Below are 21,244 nucleotides of genomic sequence, written 5' to 3' on the forward strand. Positions count from 1 at the left end.
TACGGGTGTCGCCGCAGCTCAGCGCGGTTGCGTGGTCACGGTCCGGCGGGGCGCGGCCCGGCGACCCCCACCTCGACGGGTTCCGCCCCGGCCGGTTCCGCCTCGACGGTGAACATCGGCAGGAACAGTTGGGCCAGCGGCCCGATGGTGAGGGCGTACGCGACGGTGCCGACGCCGACGGTGCCGCCGAGCAGCCAGCCGAGGGCCAGCACGGTGACCTCGATGACGGTGCGGACCAGCCGGACCGACCGTCCGGGGCGGCGCGCCACATACCCGGTCATCAGGCCGTCGCGGGGGCCCGGGCCGAGCCGCGCGCCCAGGTAGAGGGCGGTGGCGGCGCCGTTGGCGACGATCCCGACGACCAGCAGCGCCGCCCGCGCCGCCAACGGGGCCCCGCCGGGCAGCAGGGCCAGGGTGGCGTCGACCACGAGGCCGATCACCAGCACGTTGCTGACCGTGCCGAGGCCCGGTCGTTGGCGCAGCGGGACCCACAGCAGCAGCACGAGCGCGCCGACGGCGATGGTGACGGTGCCGAACGACAGGCCGGTCCGGCGGGCGACGCCCTGGTGGAAGACGTCCCACGGGTCGAGGCCGAGGCCGGAGCGGATCATCAGCGCCATGCTGACGCCGTAGAGGGTCAGGCCCGCGTAGAGCTGGACCAGCCGCCGGACGGGCCGGTGCCGCAGATTGCCAATTGCCACCATGCATGCCACCCTAGGTGCCAATCCGGCGGTGGGGAGAGCCAATATCGGGAGGGTGGCCATGACAAGTCAGGTGCGTGGGGCCCAATTGGCTCGGCTCCTCGGGCAGTGGCACGCCCTGCCGGGCCGTCGGCGCAGCCCCGACTACGCCGCGCTCGCCGGCGCCGTCCGTGGACTGCTCGCCGACGGCCGCCTGCCCCTGGGGGTACGCCTGCCGGCCGAGCGGGAGCTGGCCGAGGCGCTGCGGATCAGCCGGACCACGGTGACCGCCGCCTACCGGCAGTTGCGGGAGAGCGGGCACCTGGCCAGCCGCCGGGGGGCGGGCAGCTGGACGATGCTCCCGGGCACCCACCGGGTGGCCAGCACCGGCCTGTGGACCCCGCTGGACGACCGCGACATGATCGACCTCGGGGTGGCCGCGCTGGCCGCGCCGCCCGAGCTGCTGCCCGCCGCCCGGGCCGCCGCCGAGGACCTGCCCCGCTACCTGGGCGGGGCCGGCTACCACCCGACCGGCGTCATCGAGCTGCGCGAGGCGGTCGCCGCCGGCTACACGGCGCGGGGCCTGCCCACCTCACCCGACCAGATCATGGTCACCAGCGGCACCCAGCACGCGCTCGACCTGGTGCTGCGGCTGGCCCTGGCGCCCGGGGGCAACGTGCTGGTCGAGTCGCCGACGTACCCGAACGCCCTCGCCGCCCTCGCTGCCCGCCGGGCCCGGATCACCACCCACGGGCTGGCCACCGACGCCGCCGGCTGGGACGCCGACCTGCTGCTGGGCAGCCTGCGTCAGGGGCGGCCGAAGCTGGCGTACCTGATCCCCGACTTCCAGAACCCGACCGGGCACCTGATGCCGGCCGAGCTGCGCGAGCGGGTGGTCGCCGCGGCCCACGCGGCCGGCACCGACCTGGTGATCGACGAGTCGTTCGTGGACCTGCCGCTGGACGGCACCGAGCTGCCCCCGCCCGTCGCCACGTTCGACCGGCACTCCCGGGTGATCTCCATCGGCGGGATGAGTAAGCCCTACTGGGGCGGCCTGCGCATCGGCTGGGTCCGCGCGTCCGCCCCGCAGGTGCAGCGGCTGGCCGCCGCCCGGGTCGGGGTGGACATGGCCAGCCCGGTGCTCGACCAGCTCGTCGCGGTCCACCTGCTCGCCGACGCGCCGGCCATCGTGGCCGCCCGCCGCACCCAGCTCGCCGCCCAGCGCGACGCCCTGACCGACGCGCTCGCGCGCCGCCTGCCCGACTGGCGGGTCACCGCGCCGCGCGGCGGGGTGACGCTCTGGGTGGAGCTGGACGGGCCGATCTCCAGCGCGCTGGCCCGCGCCGCCGAGGAGGTCGGCGTACGGCTGGCGCCCGGACCACGGTTCGGCCTGGACGGCACCCTCGAACGCTTCCTGCGGCTGCCGTTCACGCTGCCCGCCGCGGACCTGGCGGAGGCCGTCGGCCGGCTCGCGGCGGTCCGCTACGACCTGGACCGCGCCAGCCGCCCGCGCTGGCAGGAGCCGGCGGTCATCGCCTGACCCGGCCGCCCGCCCGCGCGGTCGGCCGATCCGGCCGAACCCGGCTGCCCGGCGGCCCCGGGTTGGAAGACTGCGGGGATGGGCAACGGGGGATGGTCGCTCGGGGTGCGACCCGGCGCGTCCGGCTCGCGCACCACCCGGCTGGAGCTCTTCTACGACCTGGTCTTCGTCTACGCGTTCCTCAACGTCACCACGCTGACCGTGTACTACCCGAGCCCCGTCAACCTGTGCCGCTGCCTGCTCGTGCTGGGGTTGCTGTGGTGGTGCTGGACGGGCTTCGCCGGGCTCGGCAACGCGGTCCGCGCCGACCAGGGGATCCTGCCGCTGGTCGGCTTCGTCACGATCGCCGCGACCTTCCTGCTGGCCCTGAGCATGCCGGGCGCGTTCACGGACCGGCCCGGCGGGCTGAACGGCCCGCTGGTCTTCGCGAGCTGCTACTTCCTGGTCCGCGCCTCGCAGCTCGCGGTCTTCGGCTGGGTTGCGCGGGGCGACCCGGTGCGGCTGCGGCGCTGGGCGTGGCTTGCCGGGCTGCCGGTGGTCGCGGCGGCCTTGCTCGTCGCGGCCGCGCTGGTGCCGCCGCGGATCGCCCACGACGGCACGGCGACGGCCCTGCAGCTGGCCTTCTGGGCCGCCGCGCTGACCCTGGAGTACGTGGCGGGAACGAGCCTCGGCGGCGCGTACTGGGTGGTGGTGTCGGCGGGGCACTGGGCGGAGCGGCACGCCCTGATGGTGCTGATCGCGCTCGGCGAGTCGATCATCGCGCTCGGGCTGGGCTCGAAGTTCGTCACCGGCCTGCCGCTGACCTGGCCGGTGGTGGTCGCCGCGGTGACCGGCATCGCGATCGCGGCGACGCTGTGGTGGGCGTACTTCGACGTCCTGGCGCTCGCCGTCGAGCAGGCGCTGCACCGGGCCCGCGACCCGGTGGCGCGGGCCCGGCTGGCCCGGGACGCGTACACGTACCTGCACCTGCCGATCGTCACCGGGGTGATCTTCTTCGCCCTCGGGATCAAGGACCTGCTCGTCGAGGCGGCGGATCCGACCTCGCCGGCCTGGGGCGAGCCGTTGGGTGCGTTCTGGATCCTCGTTCTCTACGGCGGGGTCGGCCTCTACCTGATCAGTCTCGTCGCCTGCGGGGTGCGGGTGCTGCGGGTGCTGCGCTGGCCGCCGGTGGTCGCGGTGGCGCTGCTGGCCCTGCTCTCGCCGCTGGCCGCCCGGATCGGGGCCCTGCACGCGCTGCTGCTGCTCGGGGTGGTCTGCGTGGCGCTGGTCGTGGTGGAGACCCGGGGCGAGGGGCGCCGCCGGCACCGGGTCCGCCAGTTGGCGCTGGCGGAGCAGACGGAGGCCGAGGCCGAGGCGAGCAGGTGGCGCGCCGAGCACCTGTGAGCCCGGGCCGCGCCTTCGTCCGCCTTCGCGCCGCGCCCTCGCCCGCTTCCGCGCCACGACTCCGTCCGCCTCCGCGCCGGGCGGCGACCGGCGGCCGTGCCCCGGGACGGTGGGGCACGGCCGCCGGTGGGTCGGTGCCGAGTGGGTGTGGGCCGCGGGGGAGGCGGCTCAGATCTCGGCGAGGCTGCCCTCGTACATCCGGTCGATCTCGGCCGCGAAGTTGCTCTCCACGCCCCGGCGCTTGATCTTGAGGGACGGCGTCATCTCGCCGTCCTCGATGGTCAGGTCGCGGGGCAGGACGGTCACCTTCTTGATCGTCTCCCAGCGGTTGAGCTTGGCGTTGAGCTGGGCGACGTACTCCTCGACCATGGCCCGGGCCTCGGCGGAGGCGGCGATCTCGGCGTAGCTGCGCCCCTCCAGCGGGCCGCCGGCCGCCCAGCCCCGGATCGCGTCCGGGTCGAGGCTGACCAGCATCGTGCAGTAGTTGCGGGCCTGGCCGATGACGACCGCCTGCGACGTGTACGGGCACAGCGCCTTGAACATGCCCTCGATGTGCGAGGGGGCGACGTACTTGCCGCCGGAGGTCTTGACCAGGTCCTTCTTCCGGTCGGTGATGCGCAGGTAGCCGTCGTCGTCGAGGCTGCCGATGTCGCCGGTGCGGAAGAAGCCGTCCTCGGTGAACGCGGCGGCCGTGTCCTCGGGGAGGTGGTGGTACCCCCGCATGACCGGCCGGCCCCGGACCAGGATCTCCCCGTCGGTGTCGATCCGGCACTCCAGGTCGCCCATCGCCCGGCCGACGGTGCCGATGCGCAGGCCGCCGGGCGGGTTGACGAAGTTGCCGGCGCTGCTCTCGGTGAGGCCGTACCCCTCGGAGATCGGCAGGTTGGCGGCGGCGAAGAAGGTGGCGATCTCCTTGCTCAGCGGCGCGGCGCCGGAGACGAGCACCCGGATCCGGCCGCCGAGGCGGGCCTGGAGCTTGCTGAACACCAGCTTCTCGGCCAGCGCGTACCGCAGCCTCAGCCCGGCGGGGACGGGCCGGCCGGCCTGCTCCAGCGCGACCTTCTCCTTGCCGACCCGCACCCCCCAGGCGAAGATCTTCGCCTTCGCGCCGCCGGCGTCCTGCGCGGTGGTGACCGCCTTGTTGTAGACCTTCTCGAAGACGCGGGGCGCCCCGCACATCAGCGTCGGCCGCACGACGGCCAGCAGCTCGACCAGCTTCTCGACCCGGCCGTCGACGTAGGTCGGCAGGCCGACGTGGGTCGCGCCGCAGAGCAGGGTCTTGCCGAACGAGTGGGCCAGCGGCAGCCACAGGTACTGCAGGTCGTCGTCGCGCAGCAGCCCCACCTCGGCCTGCGCCACGCCCTCCCAGCACCAGCCGCCGTGCAGCAGCTCGACGCCCTTGGGCCGCCCGGTGGTGCCGGAGGTGTAGATGAGGGTGGCCAGGTGGTCGGGCCCGAGGTCGGCGGTCAGACGCTCGATCAGCTCCGGGTCGTCGGCCAGGGTCCGGGCGCCCCGCTCCTCCAGCTCGGCGAGGGTCAGCTGCGGCACGGCCGCCGCCGGGTCGGGCGTGCCGTCGAAGAGCACCACGTGGGTCAGGGCCGGCAGCGTCGCGCCGGCGAGCTTGGCGGCCTGGGCCGGGTTCTCCGCGAACAGCACCCGGGAGCCGGAGTCGGCGACGATGTACGTGGCGTCCTCGGGCTCGGTTGTCGGGTAGACGGTGGTGGTGGCGCCACCCGCGCACATGATGCCGAAGTCGGCGAGCACCCAGTCGAGCCGGGTGCTCGACAGGATCGCCACCGGGTCCTCGCGGCCGACACCGAGCCCGTGCAGCCCCGCCGCGACCGCCCGGGCCCGCTGCCCGACCTGGGCCCAGGTCAGCCAGACCGGCCCCGAGTCGTCGGGGGCGGGGTGGGCGAACGCGGGGCGGTCGGGGGTGGCCGCCACGCGCTTGAGGAACATGTCGGGGATGGAACGGTACGGTACATCGAGAGACATCGCTGTAGCCGCCTTCAGGGGGTGGAGGCGTGACGGGGGTCACGTCGTTTGCGGTTACCGAAGGGTATTGCCTGCACCGCGCATCGGCTAGTCCTCGCGGCGGCCCGCCGGGGCCCCGGCGCGGATCAGGCGTACCGGGCGGCCCGCAGCGACCAGTCGTAGGTGGCCCGCACCCAGTTGCGGCGGGCCGCCAGGAACGAGCGCAGCGCCGGGTCGTCGTCGGCGTCGACCAGGGCCGCCTCCCGCTCGGCGTAGCACGCGAGGGCCCGGTTGAACCGCTCGGCGGCGGCCCGCAGCGCCGCCGGCTCGCCCCGGCCGGTCTCGGCCGCGATCGCGCTGACCAGGTTGTGCGCGTCCGGCCCCGCCCGGTTCTCCTTGCCGTACGAGAACAGGTCGTTGCACCAGCAGACCAGGTCCGCCGCCAGGGTCTCGACGTCGACGAGCGCCGGCTCGACGCGGCGGTCCGCCTCCGGCGGCGCGTCGTACGCGAGGTCGGTCAGGGTGAACGCGGGGTGCACCGCCCCGGTGTGCCGGCGCAGCGAGACGTACTCGGCCACCCCGGGCACCCGGCCGTGCTCCCGGTTCGCCGCCTCCCACAGCAGGGCCAGCAGGTAGTCGCGCAGCTGGCCGACGAAGCGCAGCAGCAGCGGCGGGTGCCCGTGGGCCCGGATCCGCCGGCAGAGGTCGTCCAGGGCGGCGCCCAGCGGACCGCCGGCGGGGGCGAGGCCCGGGGCGCCGTGCCGGTCCAGCACGTCCAGCAGGTCGGCGACGACCGGGGCGAGCCGGGTGGGCGCGTCGCCGAGCCCGTCGTCGTCGCAGGCGTCGTCGACGACGAAGAGCCAGGTGATCAGGTCGGTGAGCAGTCGCAACCGGTCGGCGGGCGCGTCCGGGCAGGTGCGACCGGCCAGCTCGGCGGCGGCGGCGTGCCGCAGCCGGTGCATCCGGCGTCCGTTGGTGATCAGGCCGAACGCCTGCGCCCAGCCCAGGCTCTGTGCGGCGGCCAGATCGGTGCCGGCGTGCCGGCGCGTGGGAAACGGTGGCTCGTCCAGGGCAGAGACCGCGAAGCTCCGCACGTCACCCCCTGCCGGGTCGGGCCACCCCGGGTGGGGCGACCGGCCGAGGGTACGCCAGATGAATAGATATTCATAGTTCGGTCGGGAGCCTGCCCCGCGCCGTCGAGTGACCGTTCCCGCACAGCGGGTCAGATGCCGAGCTGGGCGGCCCGGAGCCGGTCCACCGCCGCCGCCGGCCCCTCCACCTGCACCCGCGAGACCCGCTGCCGGCCGGTGAGGAAGAGCACCAGCTCGCCCGGCGCGCCGACCACGCGGATCCGCGGCCCGCCCCGCCCCGCCGACAGTGCGCCGTGCCCGGGCGCCTGCACCAGCAGGTCGGCCGGGAAGCGGCGCAGCGCCAGCCGGCCCAGCACCGAGGCCCGCCGCCACAGCACGGCGTCCAGCCCGGCCGGCAGGTCGCGCGGACCCCACCCCGCCCGGGCCCGCCGGACGTCCTCGTGGTGGATGTAGAACTCCATCGTGTTGACCAGCTCGTCGGTGACGGGGTTGCTCAGCGGGCTCCACAGCGGCGGCCGGCGCACCAGCGCCACCAGCTCGTCGAAGGGCCGCGCCGCGACCCGCAGGCGCACCCGTTCGGCGTACCCGCGCAGCGGCGGCAGCGCGATCCCCCCGGCGGCGTCCGGCCGCCGCTCCCGCACGACGAGGTGGGCGGCGAGGTCCCGCACCGACCAGCCCTCGTTGACGGTCGGCGCGTCCGGACCCAGGTTCTGCATGAGGTCGGCGAGCGCCTCGCGCTCCGACCGGGCGTACCGCGGCATGGCCCGATCGTAGGCCGGTCCGCCGCCGTCGGCCCGTCGTGGCGGGGATGGCCCTCGACGTGATCGCCGACATACCCGTTCCGGGACAGCGTGGCTCGACCCGTCCGGTAAGGATGAGGGAGATACTTGCAACTTACGGCGGGGGAGAGCGTGACCAGCAGGACAAGTCGGGACGTGCTCCGCAGAGGGCTGTCCGTGCTCGGCCGGGCGATCCGGGAGCAGCCCCGGATCTTCGCGGTGGCGGTCAGCGGCAGCGTGTTGTTCGGCGGGCTGGTGATCGCCAGCGCGTACGTCGTCGGGGCGGTGGTCGGCGACGTCGTGGTGCCGGCGATCGCGCGCGGGTCGGTGGGCGTCGCCGCCCTCGCCCTCGCCGCCGGGGCGCTGTTCGGCATCAGCGTGCTGCGGGTGGTCGGCATCTTCGGCCGCCGGCTCGGCGCGGGCTACATGCAGTTCCGGCTCCAGGCCGCCTACCGCCGGCAGGTGACCCGCCGCTACCTGGAGCTGCCGCTGTCCTGGCACCAGCGCAACGCCACCGGCACCCTGCTGTCCAACGCCAACTCCGACGTCGAGGCGGCCTGGTACCCGATCGCCCCGCTGCCCTTCGCCGTCGGCACCGTGGTCATGCTGGTCGGCGCGATCGCCTCCCTGTTCGTCACCGACTGGGCGCTGGCCCTCGTCGGGCTCGCGGTCTTCCCCGCCCTGTTCGCCCTCAACGTGATCTACTCCCGACGGATGGCCCCCCGCCAGGCCCGCGCCCAGCGGCTGCGTGCCGAGGTCAGCGGCATCGCCCACGAGAGCTTCGACGGCGCCCTGGTGGTCAAGACCATGGGCCGCGAAGCGCAGGAGACCGCCCGGTTCGCCGCCCGCGCCGGCGAGCTGCGCGACGCGCTGATCTCCGTCGGCCGGCTGCGCGGCGTCTTCGACCCGATGCTGGAGACCCTGCCCAGCCTCGGCACCCTCGCCGTGCTGGTGGTCGGCGCGTTCCGCCTCCGGCAGGGCGCCATCACCGTCACCGACCTGGTCAGCGTGGCCTTCCTGTTCACCGTGCTGGCCTTCCCCGTGCGGGCCATCGGCTGGGTGCTGGCCGAGCTGCCGCGCAGCGTCGCCGGCTGGGACCGGGTGCGCCGGGTGCTCGACGCCACCGGCGAGATGCCGTACGGCGACGTCACGCTCGACCCGGCCGACCTGACGCCGGCCACGCTCGCCTTCGCCGACGTCGGCTTCGCCTACGAGCCCGCCGAGGCGCACCTGCCCGGCGCCGAGGTGCTCGGCGAGGTCACCTTCACCGTGCCCGCCGGCAGGACCGTGGCCCTGGTCGGGCCCACCGGCTCGGGCAAGTCCACCATCGCCGCGCTGGCCGTGCGGCTGGTCGACCCGCACACCGGCACGGTCAGCCTCGACGGCGTCGACGTCCGCCGGCTCACCGCCGCCTCGCTGGCCGGCACCGCCGCCCTGGTCGCCCAGGTGCCGTTCGTCTTCGACGACACCGTGCGGGCGAACATCGCGCTGGACCGGCCCGGCGTCACCGACGACGACGTCTGGGCCGCGCTGCGGCTCGCCGAGGCCGACGGCTTCGTCGCCGCGCTCCCCGAGGGGCTCGACACGATGGTCGGCGAGCGGGGCACCTCGCTCTCCGGCGGGCAGCGGCAGCGGCTCACCCTGGCCCGGGCGCTGGCCGGGCGGCCCCGGCTGCTGGTCCTCGACGACGCCACCAGCGCGGTCGACCCGAGGGTGGAGGCGGCCATCCTCGCCGGCCTGCGCGCGCCGGCCGCCGGCGGCCCCGCCGCCTCGATCCTGGTGGTGGCCTACCGGCGGGCCACCATCGCGCTCGCCGACGAGGTGATCTACCTGGAGCACGGCCGGGTGGTCGCCCGGGGCACCCACGCCGAGCTGCTCGCCACCGTTGCCGGCTACGCCGACCTGGTCACCGCCTACGAGCAGGCCGAGGCCGACGGCGAGCAGCAGCCCCGCCCGTACGACGAGGTCGCCCCGCTGACCTCCGGCCTGGAAGTCGAGGTGGACCGGTGAGTGTGGTGGAGGCCGAGCAACCGGCGGAGAACACCTGGCGCACGCTGCGGCGGGGCCTGGCCCTCTCGCCCGAGCTGCGCACCGGCCTGGCCGGCACCCTCGCGTTGGCGCTGGTCTACATGGTGGGCCGGGTCGCCGTCCCGGTCGCCGTGCAGCAGGGCATCGACGAGGGCATCGTCGGCGGTCTCGACCTCGGCGTGGTGTGGACCGTCGTCGCGGCGACCGCCGCCGTGCTGGTGGTGACCACCACCTGCGGCTACCTGATGATGCGCCGGCTGTTCACGGTCAGCGAGACGGCCCTGGCCAACGTGCGCACCCGGGCGTTCCGGCACGTGCACGACCTGTCGATGCTGCACCAGCAGTCCGAGCGGCGCGGCTCGCTGGTCTCCCGCGTCACCAGCGACGTCGACCAGATCACCCAGTTCCTCCAGTGGGGCGGGGTGATCCTGATCGTCAACCTCGGCCAGCTCGCGGTGACGACGGCCGTCATGCTCGCGTACTCCTGGCAGCTGACCCTCGTGGTGCTCGCCGCGTTCGCGCCCGCGGTGCTGGTGATCCGGCAGCTCCAGCGCCGCCTCGCCGGGGCGTACGGGACGGTCCGGCAGCGGATGGGAACCCTGCTCGGCACGATCGGCGAGAGCGTCGTCGGCGCGCCGGTGATCCGGGCGTACGGGATCGCCGGGCGGACCGCCCGACGGCTCGACGCGGCGATCGAGGGGCAGCAGCGGGCCCAGCAGCGGGCCATCCGGATCAGCATCCTGGGCAGCTCCGTGGGGGAACTGGCCGCCGGGCTGGCGCTGGCCGGCGTCGTCGTGCTCGGGGTGCTGCTCGGCGTGGACGGCACCCTGTCGATCGGGCAGCTCACCGCGTTCCTGTTCCTGGTCACCCTGTTCATCCAGCCGGTGCAGATCGCCACCGAGGTGCTCAACGAGGCGCAGAACGCCATCGCCGGCTGGCGGCGGGTGCTCGACGTGCTCGACGTCGCCCCGGACGTGGCCGACCCCGGCGAGCAGGGCCGGGACCTCCCGGCGGGGCCGCTGGACATCCGTTTCGCCGGGGTCGGCTTCGCCTACCCGGGCGGGCCGCCGGTGCTGCACGACGTGACCCTGGACATCGCGGCGAAGAGCCGGGTCGCCGTGGTGGGCGAGACCGGCAGCGGCAAGACGACGTTCGCGAAGCTGCTCACCCGTCTGATGGACCCGACCGACGGGGCGGTGCTGCTCTCCGGCGTGCCGCTGACCGAGGTCCGGTTCGCCTCGCTGCGCTCCCGGGTGGTGATGGTGCCGCAGGACGGCTTCCTGTTCGACGCCACCGTCGGGCAGAACGTCCGCTTCGCCCGGCCGGAGCTGACCGACGCGGAGCTGACGGCCGCGTTCACCGAGCTGGGGCTGGCCGACTGGCTGGCCGGGCTGCCGGCGGGGCTGGACACCCCGGTCGGGGAGCGGGGCGAGGCGCTGAGCGTGGGGGAGCGGCAGCTCGTGGCGCTGGCCCGGGCGTACGTGGCGGACCCGGACCTGCTGGTGCTGGACGAGGCGACCAGCGCGGTGGACCCGGCGACCGAGGTGCGCCTGCAGCGCACCCTGGACGCGGTGACCCGGGGCCGGACCACCCTCGCGATCGCCCACCGGCTCTCCACCGCCGAGGCCGCCGACGAGGTGATCGTGGTGGACCGGGGCCGGATCGTGCAGCGCGGGCCGCACGACGAGTTGATCCGCGACCCCGACTCGGTCTACGGCCTGCTGCATGCCTCCTGGCTGGAGCAGACCCGCTGACCGGCCCGGACGGGCGAACCGGCGGTGCGGTGGACGCGGGGGCGCGCATGGTCTACCGTGCTGCTTAGGTAAGCCTAACCTTCGGAGGTGGGTCATGCGCCCCAGTCCCGCCCTGCGCCCCACGCCCGCCGAGACCGTCCGGACGCTGGTCGCCGGCCGGCTCCCGGCCCTGGTCCACCTGGCCCAGCGGCCCGGCCCGTACCACGTCCGGCACGCCACCGACGCCGACGGGCGGGTGCTGCTCCTCGTCGGCGTGCACAGCGACCTGGCGGCGGCGCTGCCCCGGGGCGCGGGCGCCGACGTCGCCGTGGCGCTGGACGTGCTCGACCTGCCGCCGGCCGCCGGCGCCCCGTCGCTCGGCCGGGCCTGGGTCTCCGGGTGGGCCGCCGCGCTGCACGGCGACGAGGCCCGCCAGGCCACCCTGGACTTCGCCGAGGTGGACCCGACCGGCGACCTGCTCGACGTGGGCACCCGCTTCCGGCTGTACCGCTTCGAGGTGGCCGAGGCCCGCCTTGAGCGCCCCGACGGGCTGCTGCGGATCGACCCCGTCGCGTACGCCGAGGCGGAGCCGGACCCGCTGCACCCGGTGGAGCCGGAGCTGCTCACCGAACTGGCCGTGCACCACGGCCGGGAGATGGCCGCGTACGTCCGGCGTCAGCTCGGCCTGGTCGAGTCCGGCCCCGACGGCCCGCCCCGCGTGGTCCGCGTCGACCGGTACGGGCTGCTGGTCTCCCTCGGCCGGCCCGGCGCCCGGCGGCGGGCCCGGCTGGCCTTCCCGCGCCCGGTGGCCGACCACCGGGAGCTGGCCCGGCTGCTGCACCCGATGCTCTGCCAGCACCCGCGCTCCGCCGCGCCCCGCGGCTGAGCGAGCCGTGCCGTGTGGGCGCGAGCCGCGCCCCCGGGGGTGAGCGGGGCACCCCTTGCTACCGAATGCGTCAACAGAGGGCCCCTCCTTACCCCAGCCCTCCGCGCAGGTAGCGCTGGACGGTCGGGCCCACCGCCGCGACCAGGGTCTCCGGCGGGGCGGAGGCGACCGGCTCCAGCCGCACGACGTACCGCATGAGGGCCAGCCCGACCAGCTGGCTGGCCACCAGCGACCCGCGCAGCGGCAGTTCGGCCGGGTCGACGTCGAGGTGGTGCAGGACCCGGCGCAGCACCTGGGTGACCAGGAACTCGCGCAGCAGCCGGGCCGTCCACTCGTTGCTCACGGCCGAGCGCAGCAGCGCCACCGCGGCGGCGCCGGCCGGGGAGTCCCAGACGCCGAGGAAGGTGCGCACCAGCCGCTCACCGACGCCGTCGGCATCGCCGGCCAGCACCCGGGGCAGCAGCTCGCCCGGGTCGAGCGGGGCGCCCATCGCGGCCAGGAAGAGCTGGTCCTTGCCGCCGAAGTAGTGGTGCACCAGCGCCGGGTCGACCCCGGCCGCGGCGGCGATCGACCGGATCGAGGCCGCGTCGAAGCCCCGCTCGGCGAACGCGGCACGCGCCGCGTCGAGGATCGCCTCGCGGGTGCCCGGGTTGCCGGGCCGTCGCCCGGTGCGTCGCGCCGTCGCCATCCGCGCCCCGCCCGCGCGTCAGCCGCTGCGACGGCGCAGGGTGGCCGCGGCCAGCGCCAGCGCCAGCACCACCGCCCCGGCCACCACCCCGAGGTCGCGCCACATGGTGGCCGTCGGCTCGGCGTGCGCGCCGACCTCCTGCAACGCCTCGACGGCGTACGACAGGGGGAGCGCGTCGCTGACCGCCTGCAACCAGCCGGCCATCTCGTCGCGGGCGACGAACAGCCCGCACAGCAGCAGCTGGGGGATCACCACGACGGGCATGAACTGCACGGCCTGGAACTCGGTGCGGGCGAAGGCGCTGCAGAACAGGCCGAGGGCGACGCCGAGCACCGCGTTGACCACGGCGATGAGGATCACCAGGGCGCTGCTGCCGGCGGTGGTCAGCCCGAACACCCAGTACGCCACCGCCGAGGCGATCGCGGCCTGGCCGGCGGCGGCGAGGCCGAACGCGATGCCGTAGCCGAAGAGCAGGTCGAGCCGGCCCAGCGGGGTGGTGAGCAGCCGCTCCAGGGTGCCGGAGGTGCGCTCGCGCAGCATCGCGATGCTGGTCACCAGGAACATGATCACGAAGGGGAAGACGCCGAGCATCACCAGGGCCACCCGGTCGAACATGCTCGGCTGGCCGGGCGGGGTGGGCTGGTCGGCGTACATGTAGTAGACGAGCGTGAGCAGCAGGGCCGGCACCAGCACCAGCAGGGCGACGGTACGCCGGTCGTGCCGCAGCTGGCGCAGGACGCGGCCGGTGGTGGCGGCCAGGATGCGCGCGTTCACGACGCCGCCCCCTCGCCGGCTGCCCGCCCGAGGCCGTCAGCCTGCCCGCCGTCCGGTCCGCCGCCGTCCTGTCCGGCGTCGTCCTGCCCGGCGGCCGCCTCGCTGGCCCGGATCAGGCGCAGGAACGCCTCGTCGAGATCGTCGACCCCGGCGGCGGCGCGGACCGCGTCGGGGGTGTCGTCGGCGACGAGCCGGCCCTCGCGGATCAGCAGCAGCCGGTCGCAGCGGGCCGCCTCGTCCATCACGTGGCTGGACACCAGCAGGGTCGTGCCGGCGGCGGCGAGGGCGTGGAAACGGGCCCACAGGTCGGCCCGCAGCACCGGGTCCTGCCCGACCGTCGGCTCGTCGAGGACGACCAGCTCCGGCTCGCCGACCAGGGCGCAGGCCAGCGACGCCCGGCTGCGCTGCCCGCCGGAGAGGGAGCCGACGAGCTGGCCGGCGGCGTCGGCCAGCCCGACGTCGGCCACGGACCGGTCCGCCTCGGCCCGGCCCCGGCCGTGCAGGGCGGCGAAGTAGCGGGCGTTCTCGGCGACGGTGAGGTCGGCGTAGACGCTGGGCGCCTGGGTCAGGTAGCCCACCCGGCTGCGCAGCGCCGGGGAGCCCGCCGGCCGGCCGAGGACGGTCACCGAGCCCGAGCGGACCGTCTGCACCCCGACGACGGCCCGCATGAGGGTGGTCTTGCCGCTGCCGCTGGGCCCGAGCAGGCCGGTGACGGCGCCGCGCGGCACCGCGCACGTCACGCCGTGCAGCACCCGGCGTCGGCCCCGGTCCACGACCAGGTCGCGGACCGCGATCGCGTGGTCCATCGCCACCCCCTGGGAAGTAATTCATCACTCGATGAACTCCACGCTAGGTGAGGGAGGGGGCCGCCCGCAACGGTCGCCGCCCGGCCGGGCGGGACTGCCGCCGCGCCGGGCGGGGCGGCCGGCCGGAGCCGGGGTGCCGCCGGGCGGCGGCGAAAGGTACCCCGAGGCAGGAAAGAGAACCCTCGGGCACTAGCCTTCGGACCGGGCGTCAGCCTTCTGACCGGACAGCCCGTCCGGCATCGGGCATTGCGCCCCGATCGGGCGTACGGCACGATGGCGCGGTGGGTCACGCTGCGTCACCGGAAAGTGGATTCCTCGACGACTGGGCCGCCCGGCTGCGGCAGGCGGCCGAGCGCCCCGTCGTCGGCATCCTGCTGCGGGGCAGCCACGCCCGCCGGGCCGCCACGGCGCACAGCGACGTCGACCTCGACGTGCTGGTCGCCGACGCCACGCCGAGCCGCCCGGCCGGGCCGCCGATCAACGCCCCGTACGCCGCCCGCCGCGCCTACCTGGCCGAAACCGGCGGCCGGCTCACCCACGTCTCGGTGGCGGTCCGCGACGTCCGCTCCTGGCTGGAGCGGCTCGCCCAGCCGGCCGAGTGGGCGTTCGGGCTGCCGGTCACCGCGCCGATCCGGCTGCTCTGGGCCGACGAGCGGTGGCGTGCCCGCATCGACCTGCCGGTGCTCTGCCAGCCCGCCGACGAGCCACGGCTGGAGGAGCTGATCGCCACGCTCGGTAAGGTCGCCGGGGCCCGGGCCCGGGGTGACCACCTCGGCGTCCGGCTGGCCGCCGCCGACCTGGCCCGGCTCTGCCCGTCCGTGCTGCGGCTGGCCAACCCGTCGGTACGAGTGGTGTCCCGCCGGGCGGCGTTCGCCGCCGCTCTCGACCTGCCGGTCGCCCCGCCCGGATACCGCGACGACATGCTGCTCTGCCTCGGCGTGCGCCCCGGCTCCGTCGGGCAGCTCTGGGCCGCCGCCGGGCGACTGGTCACCGGCACCGTCCCGCTGGTCCGCCCGTACGCCGGGGAGATCGCCGCCGTCGCCGGCACGGACCTCGCCGAGGCCCTGTCCGACGGGCGGCTGGACCGCTACCTCGCGCAGCTCACCGGCGGGCCGGCACCGGCGCGGGCCGGCGTGCCGCGTCCGACCCCGGTCGCCCGGCGGGAGCCGTCGCCGGTGCCGTCGCCGCGTGCGGGAGAATGGGTGACTGTGCCCGTACCTGACGCGCCGGTGACCGGCGCCAACGCCCCCAGGACCCCGGCGGCGACGCCCGGCCCGGCCCGCCCGTCCCGGCTCGACCCGGCCGTCGCCGCGCGGCTGCGCCGCACCCCCGACGGTCTGGTGGCCGCCGTGGTGCGCCAGCACGACACGGGCGAGGTGCTGATGGTCGCCTGGATGGACGACGAGGCGCTGCACCGCACCCTCACCACCGGCCTGGCCACCTACTGGTCGCGCAGCCGGCAGGAATACTGGGTCAAGGGGGCCACCTCCGGCCACCTCCAGCACGTCCGCTCGGTCGCGCTGGACTGCGACGGCGACGCGCTGCTGGTCAGCGTCGACCAGGTCGGCGCGGCCTGCCACACCGGCGAGCGCACCTGCTTCTTCACCGAGCTGCCGGTCACCACCACCGGGGGGCAGGCATGACCGACGGCGTCGTCAGCCCCGACCAGGCCACCTTCGCCGACCTGGCGGCCCGCTGGCGGGTCGTCCCGGTCACCCGGCGGCTGCTCGCCGACGCGGAGACCCCGGTGGGCGTCTACCGCAAGCTGGCCGGCGGCCCCGGCACGTTCCTGCTGGAGTCCGCCGAGCAGGGGGCCGGCTCGGCGGGGATGGCCTGGTCGCGATACTCGTTCATCGGGGTGCGCAGCAGCGCCACCCTCACCGAGCGCGACGGCGTGGCGGGCTGGACCGGCCAGCCGCCGGCCGGGTTGCCCTCCGGCGGCGACCCGGTCCGGGTGCTGCGCGAGACCGTCGAGGCCCTCGCCGGCCCGGCCTGGGACCCGGCCAGCGGCATGCCGCCGCTGACCGGCGGCATGGTCGGCTACCTCGGGTACGACCTGGTCCGCCGCTTCGAGCGGCTGCCCGAGCTGACCGAGGACGACCTCGGCCTGCCCGAGCTGGGCATGATGCTCGCCACCGACCTGGTGGTCCTCGACCACTACGACGGCTCGGCGATCCTCATCGCCAACGCGGTGCTCCCGCCGGCCGACGAGCCGGGCCGGGACGCCCTGGTCGCCGCCGCCTACCACCACGCGGTCGGCCGGCTGGACGCGATGACCACGGCGCTGTCCCGGCCCATCCCGCCGATGATCTCCACGGTCGACCGGCCGGCCGTCGGCGACGTGGTCAGCCGCACCGACGCGGGCGGCTACCCGAAGGCCGTCGAGGCGGCCAAGGAGGCGATCCGGGCCGGGGAGTGCTTCCAGATCGTGCTGGCCCAGCGCTTCGAGCGGCCCACCGACGCGGACCCGCTGGACGTCTACCGGGTGCTGCGCACCACCAACCCGAGCCCGTACATGTACCTGCTGCGCTTCGACGGCTTCGACGTGGTCGGCTCGTCGCCCGAGGCGCACCTGAAGGTCAACGCCGGCCCCGACGGTCGACGCCGCGCGCTGCTGCACCCGATCGCCGGCACCCGCCCGCGCGGCGAGACGCCGGACGCCGACGCCCGGCTCGCCGCCGAGCTGCTCGCCGACCCCAAGGAGCGCTCCGAGCACGTCATGCTGGTCGACCTGGGCCGCAACGACCTGGGCCGGGTCTGCCGCCCGGGCACCGTCCAGGTGCCGGAGTTCGCCACCATCGAGCGGTACAGCCACGTCATGCACATCGTCTCGACCGTGGTCGGGGAGTTGCGCCCGGAGCAGACGGCGTTCGACGCGCTGGCCGCGACCTTCCCGGCCGGCACCCTGTCCGGCGCGCCGAAGGTCCGGGCCATGGAGATCATCGAGGAGCTGGAGCCGGTCCGGCGCGGCCTCTACGGCGGCACGGTCGGCTACTTCGGCTTCGGCGGGGACCTGGACATGGCGATCGCCATCCGCACCGCGCTGATCCGCGACGGCCGCGCGTACGTGCAGGCCGGCGCGGGGGTGGTGGCCGACTCCGACCCGGCCGCCGAGGACCAGGAGACCCGCGACAAGGCCGCCGCCGTGCTCGCCGCCATCGCCGCCGCCGAGACGCTGCGGCCCGCCCGGTGAGCGCGGCGGGGCGGCGCGTCGTGGCGGGCGGGGGGCGGCCGCGGTGACCGGGCCGGCGACCGACCGGGAGACCTCCGGGGCCGGCGCGCCGGCCGCGCGGGCGCGCCGCGAGCTGACGTACGCGGTGCTGCTCTGCCTGGCGGGCGCGGGCCTGGCACTGTGGGCGTCGACCCGGACGTGGGCGGTGGAGCTGGCCGCCCGGCCCGCGCCGCTGCCCCCGGTGCGCGCGGCCCGCACCGGGGCGGGGCTGCTGCCCTGGCTGCCCGCACTCGCGGTGGTCGGGCTGGCGGGGGGCGGCGCGGTGCTGGCCACCCGAGGGCTGCCGCGCCGGCTGGTCGGCGTCCTGCTGCTGGCGCTCGGCGCGGCCGTCGCGGTCGGCGGCGGCTACGGCCTGGTGGCCGCGTTCGACGGCACGGTGAGCCGGCAGTGGCCGGCGTTCTGCCTGGTCGGGGGCCTGCTCGCCGCCCTCGGCGGCGGCCTCGTCGCGCTGCGCGGCGCGGGCTGGCCGGCGATGGGGGCGCGTTACGAGCGCCCGGGTCGACGCGGCGCGGGCCCCGCCCCGGCGGAGGCCGCGGCCGGCCCGGTGACCGGGCGGCGCACCACCGAGGCGTGGGACGCGCTGGACCGGGGCGAGGACCCGACGGCCGACTGACCGGCGACCGGCGAACCGCCCGACCGGCGAACCGCCCGACCGGCGGCCTCGCGGCCGGGTCCGGCCCGGCGGGGTCGGCGGCCGGGGTCAGCCGACCGGCTGGCGGTCCCGCGTCGCGGCGCGGGCGGCGGCCAGCTCGGCCACCAGGCGGTCCAGCTCGGCGCGCTGGTGGGCGCGGGCCCGGTCGGCGCAGACGGCCTCCCAGGCGTTGCCGCGCGCGGTGCGCACCCGGGCGTCGCCCACGACGGCCCGCTCCAGGGTGTGCACCACCCCGACGGCCAGCGACGCCACGGTGCGGGAGATGGTGGTCAGTCCGATGGTCGGGTTGGGCCCGGCAGTGCTCATCTGGTCACCCCACGCGAGATCGTCCGACGGCTCGGGCGGCTGCTCGCCGCGGCCGCCCGATGGGCCGCGGGCAGGCCCCTCGTCGAGTCTGCCCGAGTCCCACGGTGCCCGGCTCACGTTTCGCCGCGGTCACCGCCACGTCAACTGTCCGCCGGATCCGTCCACCTGGGCAGGGCCGTTCAGCCTTGAGCTTCGTCACAACATCGACCGGCGTGCGCGCGGTCGCAGGCCGGCGCGCGTGCGGGTCGCCGGCCGGTCGCATCGGTGGGCGCCGGGCGGCGTGCGCGCGGCGCGGCGCCGACGGACAATGATCCGATGAAGATGGGCGATCATCGATGGCCTGGCGGGCGGTGGCGTCACCGCGATCGATGCGGTAGATCGCGCTCGGTGATCCACCGTTCACCGGAAGTCGGCCATTATGCCGCAGCCCATCTCGTGAGGAGCGCCATACCCCCGGCACGTGCTGCCAGGTGGCGCCCCCTAGCATCGGCCCATGACACCCGGAGAGGGGAGTCCGTTGGTGACTGCTGAGCATGCGCACGCGGAGGGGGACGGGGCCGGTCCGGCGGCGTCCGGAAGCGTCCTCGACGAGATCCTGGCCGGCGTCCGCGAGGACGTCGCCCGGCGGCAGGAGCAGGTTCCGCTGGAGCGGATCCGTGAGCTTGCCGCCGCCGCGCCGCCACCGCTGGACGCGTACGCGGCCCTGCGCCGACCCGGCGTGGCCGTGATCGCCGAGGTGAAGCGCTCGTCGCCGTCCAAGGGCCAGATCGCCGAGATCGCCGACCCGGCCGTCCTCGCCGCCGACTACGCCGCCGGGGGTGCGCGGGTCATCAGCGTGCTCACCGAGGGGCGCTGGTTCGGCGGCTCGCTGGACGACCTGGCCGCCGTCCGGGCCGCGGTCAAGGTCCCCGTGCTACGCAAGGACTTCGTCGTCTCCAGCTACCAGGTGCACGAGGCCCGCGCGCACGGTGCCGACCTGGTCCTGCTGATCGTGGCCGCGCTGGAGCAGAACGCGCTGGTCGGGCTGCTGGAGCGGATCGAGTCCCTCGGCATGTGCGCGCTGGTCGAGGTGCACACCGAGGAGGAGGCCGACCGGGCCATGGAGGCCGGCGCGCAGGTGATCGGGGTCAACGCCCGCGACCTGCGTACCCTGGAGGTCGACCGGTCGGTGTTCGAGCGGATCGCGCCCGGCCTGCCCAGCAACGTCGTCAAGATCGCCGAGTCCGGCGTGCGCGGCCCGCACGACCTGATCCGCTACGCCTCGGCCGGCGCCGACGCCGTGCTCGTCGGCGAGGGCCTGGTCACCCAGTCCAGCCCCCGCGAGGCGGTGGCCGCCCTGGTCAACGCCGGCAACCACCCGGCGACGCCCCGCCCGGCGCGCTGAGCCGCGCCGGGCGTCCCGCCCGGCGCGCTGAGCAACCCGGGCGAGAAGTCAGCAGCGAGAGGACACCGCCATGAGCGCCACCGAACCGGCCCCGGCCGGTCAGCTCCCCGACGCCGCCGGTCACTTCGGCCGGTTCGGCGGCCGGTTCGTCCCGGAGGCGCTCGTCGCGGCGCTCGACGAGTTGGACGCCGCGTACCGCAAGGCGATGTCCGACGAGTCGTTCCGCGCCGAGTTCGACGCGCTGCTGCGCGACTACGCCGGCACCCCCTCGCTGCTCTACCCGGCGCACCGGTTCTCCGCGAAGATCGGCGCGCGGGTGCTGCTCAAGCGGGAGGACCTCAACCACACCGGCGCCCACAAGGTGCGCAACGTGCTCGGCCAGGCGCTGCTGACCAAGCGGATGGGCAAGCGGCGGGTGATCGCCGAGACCGGTGCGGGCCAGCACGGCGTGGCCACCGCGACGGCCGCCGCCCTGTTCGACCTCGAATGCGTGGTCTACATGGGCGAGGTCGACACCCAGCGGCAGGCGCTCAACGTGGCCCGGATGCGGATGCTCGGCGCCACGGTCGTCCCGGTCACCACCGGCTCGCGCACCCTCAAGGACGCGATGAACGAGGCGATGCGGGACTGGGTGGCCAACGTCGACGAGACGCACTACCTCATCGGCACGGCCGCCGGCCCGCACCCGTTCCCCGAGCTGGTCCGGGACTTCGTCCGGGGCATCGGCGTCGAGGCCCGCGCGCAGTGCCTGGAGGCGACCGGCGCGCTGCCCGACGCCGTCGCGGCCTGCGTCGGCGGCGGCTCCAACGCGCTGGGCATCTTCCACGCCTTCGTGCCCGACGAGGGCGTGCGGCTCTACGGCTTCGAGGCCGGCGGGGAGGGCGTGGACACCGACCGGCACGCGGCCAGCATCACCGGCGGCACGTCCGGCGTGCTGCACGGCGCCCGCACCTACGTGCTGCAGGACGCCGACGGGCAGACCGTCGAGTCGCACTCCATCTCGGCCGGCCTGGACTACCCGGGGGTCGGGCCGGAGCACGCGTGGCTGCACGACAGCGGCCGGGCGAACTACCTGCCGGTCACCGACGCCGAGGCGATGGCCGCGTTCGAGCTGCTCTGCCGCACCGAGGGGATCATCCCGGCGATCGAGAGCGCACACGCCCTCGCCGGCGCGCAGAAGATCGCCCCGGGGCTCGCCGCCGAGCTGGGCCGGGAACCGGTCATCCTGGTCAACCTCTCCGGCCGTGGCGACAAGGACGTGCACACCGCCGGCGAATACTTCGGCATCCTCGACAAGGAGCAGTGACT

General features: G+C 75.7%; 17 protein-coding genes and 2 pseudogenes. 11 read left to right on the forward strand and 8 right to left on the reverse strand.

What is annotated here, in order from left to right; genetic code table 11:
* Window positions 1-35 precede the first annotated feature (35 nt).
* Window positions 36-704, reverse strand: coding sequence for a membrane protein YczE (gene yczE, locus TK50_RS24050; RefSeq protein ID WP_043967352.1), 669 nt, complete (start codon window positions 702-704; stop codon window positions 36-38).
* 58 nt (window positions 705-762) lie between these two features.
* On the opposite strand from yczE, the gene yczR reads away from it, so the two are divergent.
* Entirely contained in the window at window positions 763-2,220 is a 1,458-nt protein-coding gene (gene yczR, locus TK50_RS24055) for a MocR-like transcription factor YczR (protein ID WP_043967354.1), read from the forward strand.
* Between the two features lie 78 nt (window positions 2,221-2,298).
* Window positions 2,299-3,603, forward strand: coding sequence for a low temperature requirement protein A (locus TK50_RS24060; protein ID WP_043967356.1), 1,305 nt, complete (start codon window positions 2,299-2,301; stop codon window positions 3,601-3,603).
* Between the two features lie 168 nt (window positions 3,604-3,771).
* Here the strand turns inward: TK50_RS24060 and TK50_RS24065 are convergent, their stop codons facing one another.
* From TK50_RS24065 to TK50_RS24075, 3 genes are all read right to left on the reverse strand, one after another.
* Window positions 3,772-5,598: an AMP-dependent synthetase/ligase gene (locus TK50_RS24065; RefSeq protein WP_043967358.1), complete on the reverse strand. Its 1,827-nt coding sequence runs from the start codon at window positions 5,596-5,598 to the stop codon at window positions 3,772-3,774.
* Between the two features lie 125 nt (window positions 5,599-5,723).
* Entirely contained in the window at window positions 5,724-6,671 is a 948-nt protein-coding gene (locus TK50_RS24070) for a terpene synthase family protein (RefSeq protein ID WP_043967360.1), read from the reverse strand.
* 128 nt (window positions 6,672-6,799) lie between these two features.
* Window positions 6,800-7,429, reverse strand: coding sequence for a TIGR03085 family metal-binding protein (locus TK50_RS24075; RefSeq protein ID WP_043967363.1), 630 nt, complete (start codon window positions 7,427-7,429; stop codon window positions 6,800-6,802).
* A 150-nt stretch (window positions 7,430-7,579) separates the two neighbouring features.
* Between TK50_RS24075 and TK50_RS24080 the strand changes: the two genes are divergently transcribed.
* The 3 genes from TK50_RS24080 (at window position 7,580) to TK50_RS24090 (ending at window position 12,094) form a co-directional block, all read left to right on the forward strand.
* A complete protein-coding gene (locus TK50_RS24080) occupies window positions 7,580-9,457 on the forward strand; it encodes an ABC transporter ATP-binding protein (protein ID WP_199486135.1) in 1,878 nt (625 codons plus the stop codon).
* A complete protein-coding gene (locus TK50_RS24085) occupies window positions 9,454-11,229 on the forward strand; it encodes an ABC transporter ATP-binding protein (RefSeq protein WP_043967368.1) in 1,776 nt (591 codons plus the stop codon). Before TK50_RS24080 ends, TK50_RS24085 begins: the two co-directional genes overlap by 4 nt.
* A gap of 112 nt (window positions 11,230-11,341) precedes the next feature.
* A complete protein-coding gene (locus TK50_RS24090; protein WP_043969311.1) occupies window positions 11,342-12,094 on the forward strand; it encodes a DUF2470 domain-containing protein in 753 nt (250 codons plus the stop codon).
* A gap of 88 nt (window positions 12,095-12,182) precedes the next feature.
* Here the strand turns inward: TK50_RS24090 and TK50_RS24095 are convergent, their stop codons facing one another.
* From TK50_RS24095 to TK50_RS24105, 3 genes and pseudogenes are all read right to left on the reverse strand, one after another.
* The gene (locus TK50_RS24095; RefSeq protein WP_043967370.1) at window positions 12,183-12,782 is read right to left on the reverse strand and encodes a TetR/AcrR family transcriptional regulator; all 600 of its coding nucleotides are present in this window, start codon (window positions 12,780-12,782) and stop codon (window positions 12,183-12,185) included.
* An 18-nt stretch (window positions 12,783-12,800) separates the two neighbouring features.
* Window positions 12,801-13,556, reverse strand: a complete 756-nt coding sequence (locus TK50_RS24100) for an ABC transporter permease (RefSeq protein ID WP_043967372.1) — start codon at window positions 13,554-13,556, stop codon at window positions 12,801-12,803.
* A 74-nt stretch (window positions 13,557-13,630) separates the two neighbouring features.
* Window positions 13,631-14,362 (reverse strand): annotated as a pseudogene (locus TK50_RS24105) (ABC transporter ATP-binding protein); the annotation flags it as partial.
* A 680-nt stretch (window positions 14,363-15,042) separates the two neighbouring features.
* Here TK50_RS24105 and TK50_RS35100 point away from each other — a divergent pair.
* The 4 genes and pseudogenes from TK50_RS35100 to TK50_RS24120 form a co-directional block, all read left to right on the forward strand.
* Window positions 15,043-15,351, forward strand: a pseudogene (locus tag TK50_RS35100) (phosphoribosyl-AMP cyclohydrolase); the annotation flags it as partial.
* A 219-nt stretch (window positions 15,352-15,570) separates the two neighbouring features.
* Window positions 15,571-16,005 (forward strand): phosphoribosyl-AMP cyclohydrolase, encoded by a 435-nt coding sequence (gene hisI / locus TK50_RS35105; RefSeq protein ID WP_043969313.1) that lies wholly within the window; start codon window positions 15,571-15,573, stop codon window positions 16,003-16,005.
* Entirely contained in the window at window positions 16,002-17,555 is a 1,554-nt protein-coding gene (locus tag TK50_RS24115) for an anthranilate synthase component I (RefSeq protein ID WP_043967375.1), read from the forward strand. Before hisI ends, TK50_RS24115 begins: the two co-directional genes overlap by 4 nt.
* 43 nt (window positions 17,556-17,598) lie before the next feature.
* On the forward strand, window positions 17,599-18,207 hold the full coding sequence (locus TK50_RS24120) for a Trp biosynthesis-associated membrane protein (RefSeq protein WP_043967377.1): 609 nt from the start codon (window positions 17,599-17,601) through the stop codon (window positions 18,205-18,207).
* Between the two features lie 87 nt (window positions 18,208-18,294).
* Here the strand turns inward: TK50_RS24120 and TK50_RS24125 are convergent, their stop codons facing one another.
* Window positions 18,295-18,552, reverse strand: a complete 258-nt coding sequence (locus TK50_RS24125) for a hypothetical protein (protein ID WP_043967379.1) — start codon at window positions 18,550-18,552, stop codon at window positions 18,295-18,297.
* 520 nt (window positions 18,553-19,072) lie between these two features.
* Here TK50_RS24125 and trpC point away from each other — a divergent pair.
* Both trpC and trpB read left to right on the forward strand, forming a co-directional pair.
* The gene (gene trpC, locus TK50_RS24130; RefSeq protein WP_043967381.1) at window positions 19,073-19,936 is read left to right on the forward strand and encodes an indole-3-glycerol phosphate synthase TrpC; all 864 of its coding nucleotides are present in this window, start codon (window positions 19,073-19,075) and stop codon (window positions 19,934-19,936) included.
* 70 nt (window positions 19,937-20,006) lie between these two features.
* Window positions 20,007-21,242, forward strand: coding sequence for a tryptophan synthase subunit beta (trpB, locus tag TK50_RS24135; RefSeq protein ID WP_043967382.1), 1,236 nt, complete (start codon window positions 20,007-20,009; stop codon window positions 21,240-21,242).
* Window positions 21,243-21,244: the final 2 nt, after the last annotated feature.

Origin of the sequence: Micromonospora haikouensis, assembly GCF_000876225.1 — a bacterium.
GTDB classification, from domain to species: Bacteria; Actinomycetota; Actinomycetes; order Mycobacteriales; family Micromonosporaceae; genus Micromonospora; species Micromonospora haikouensis.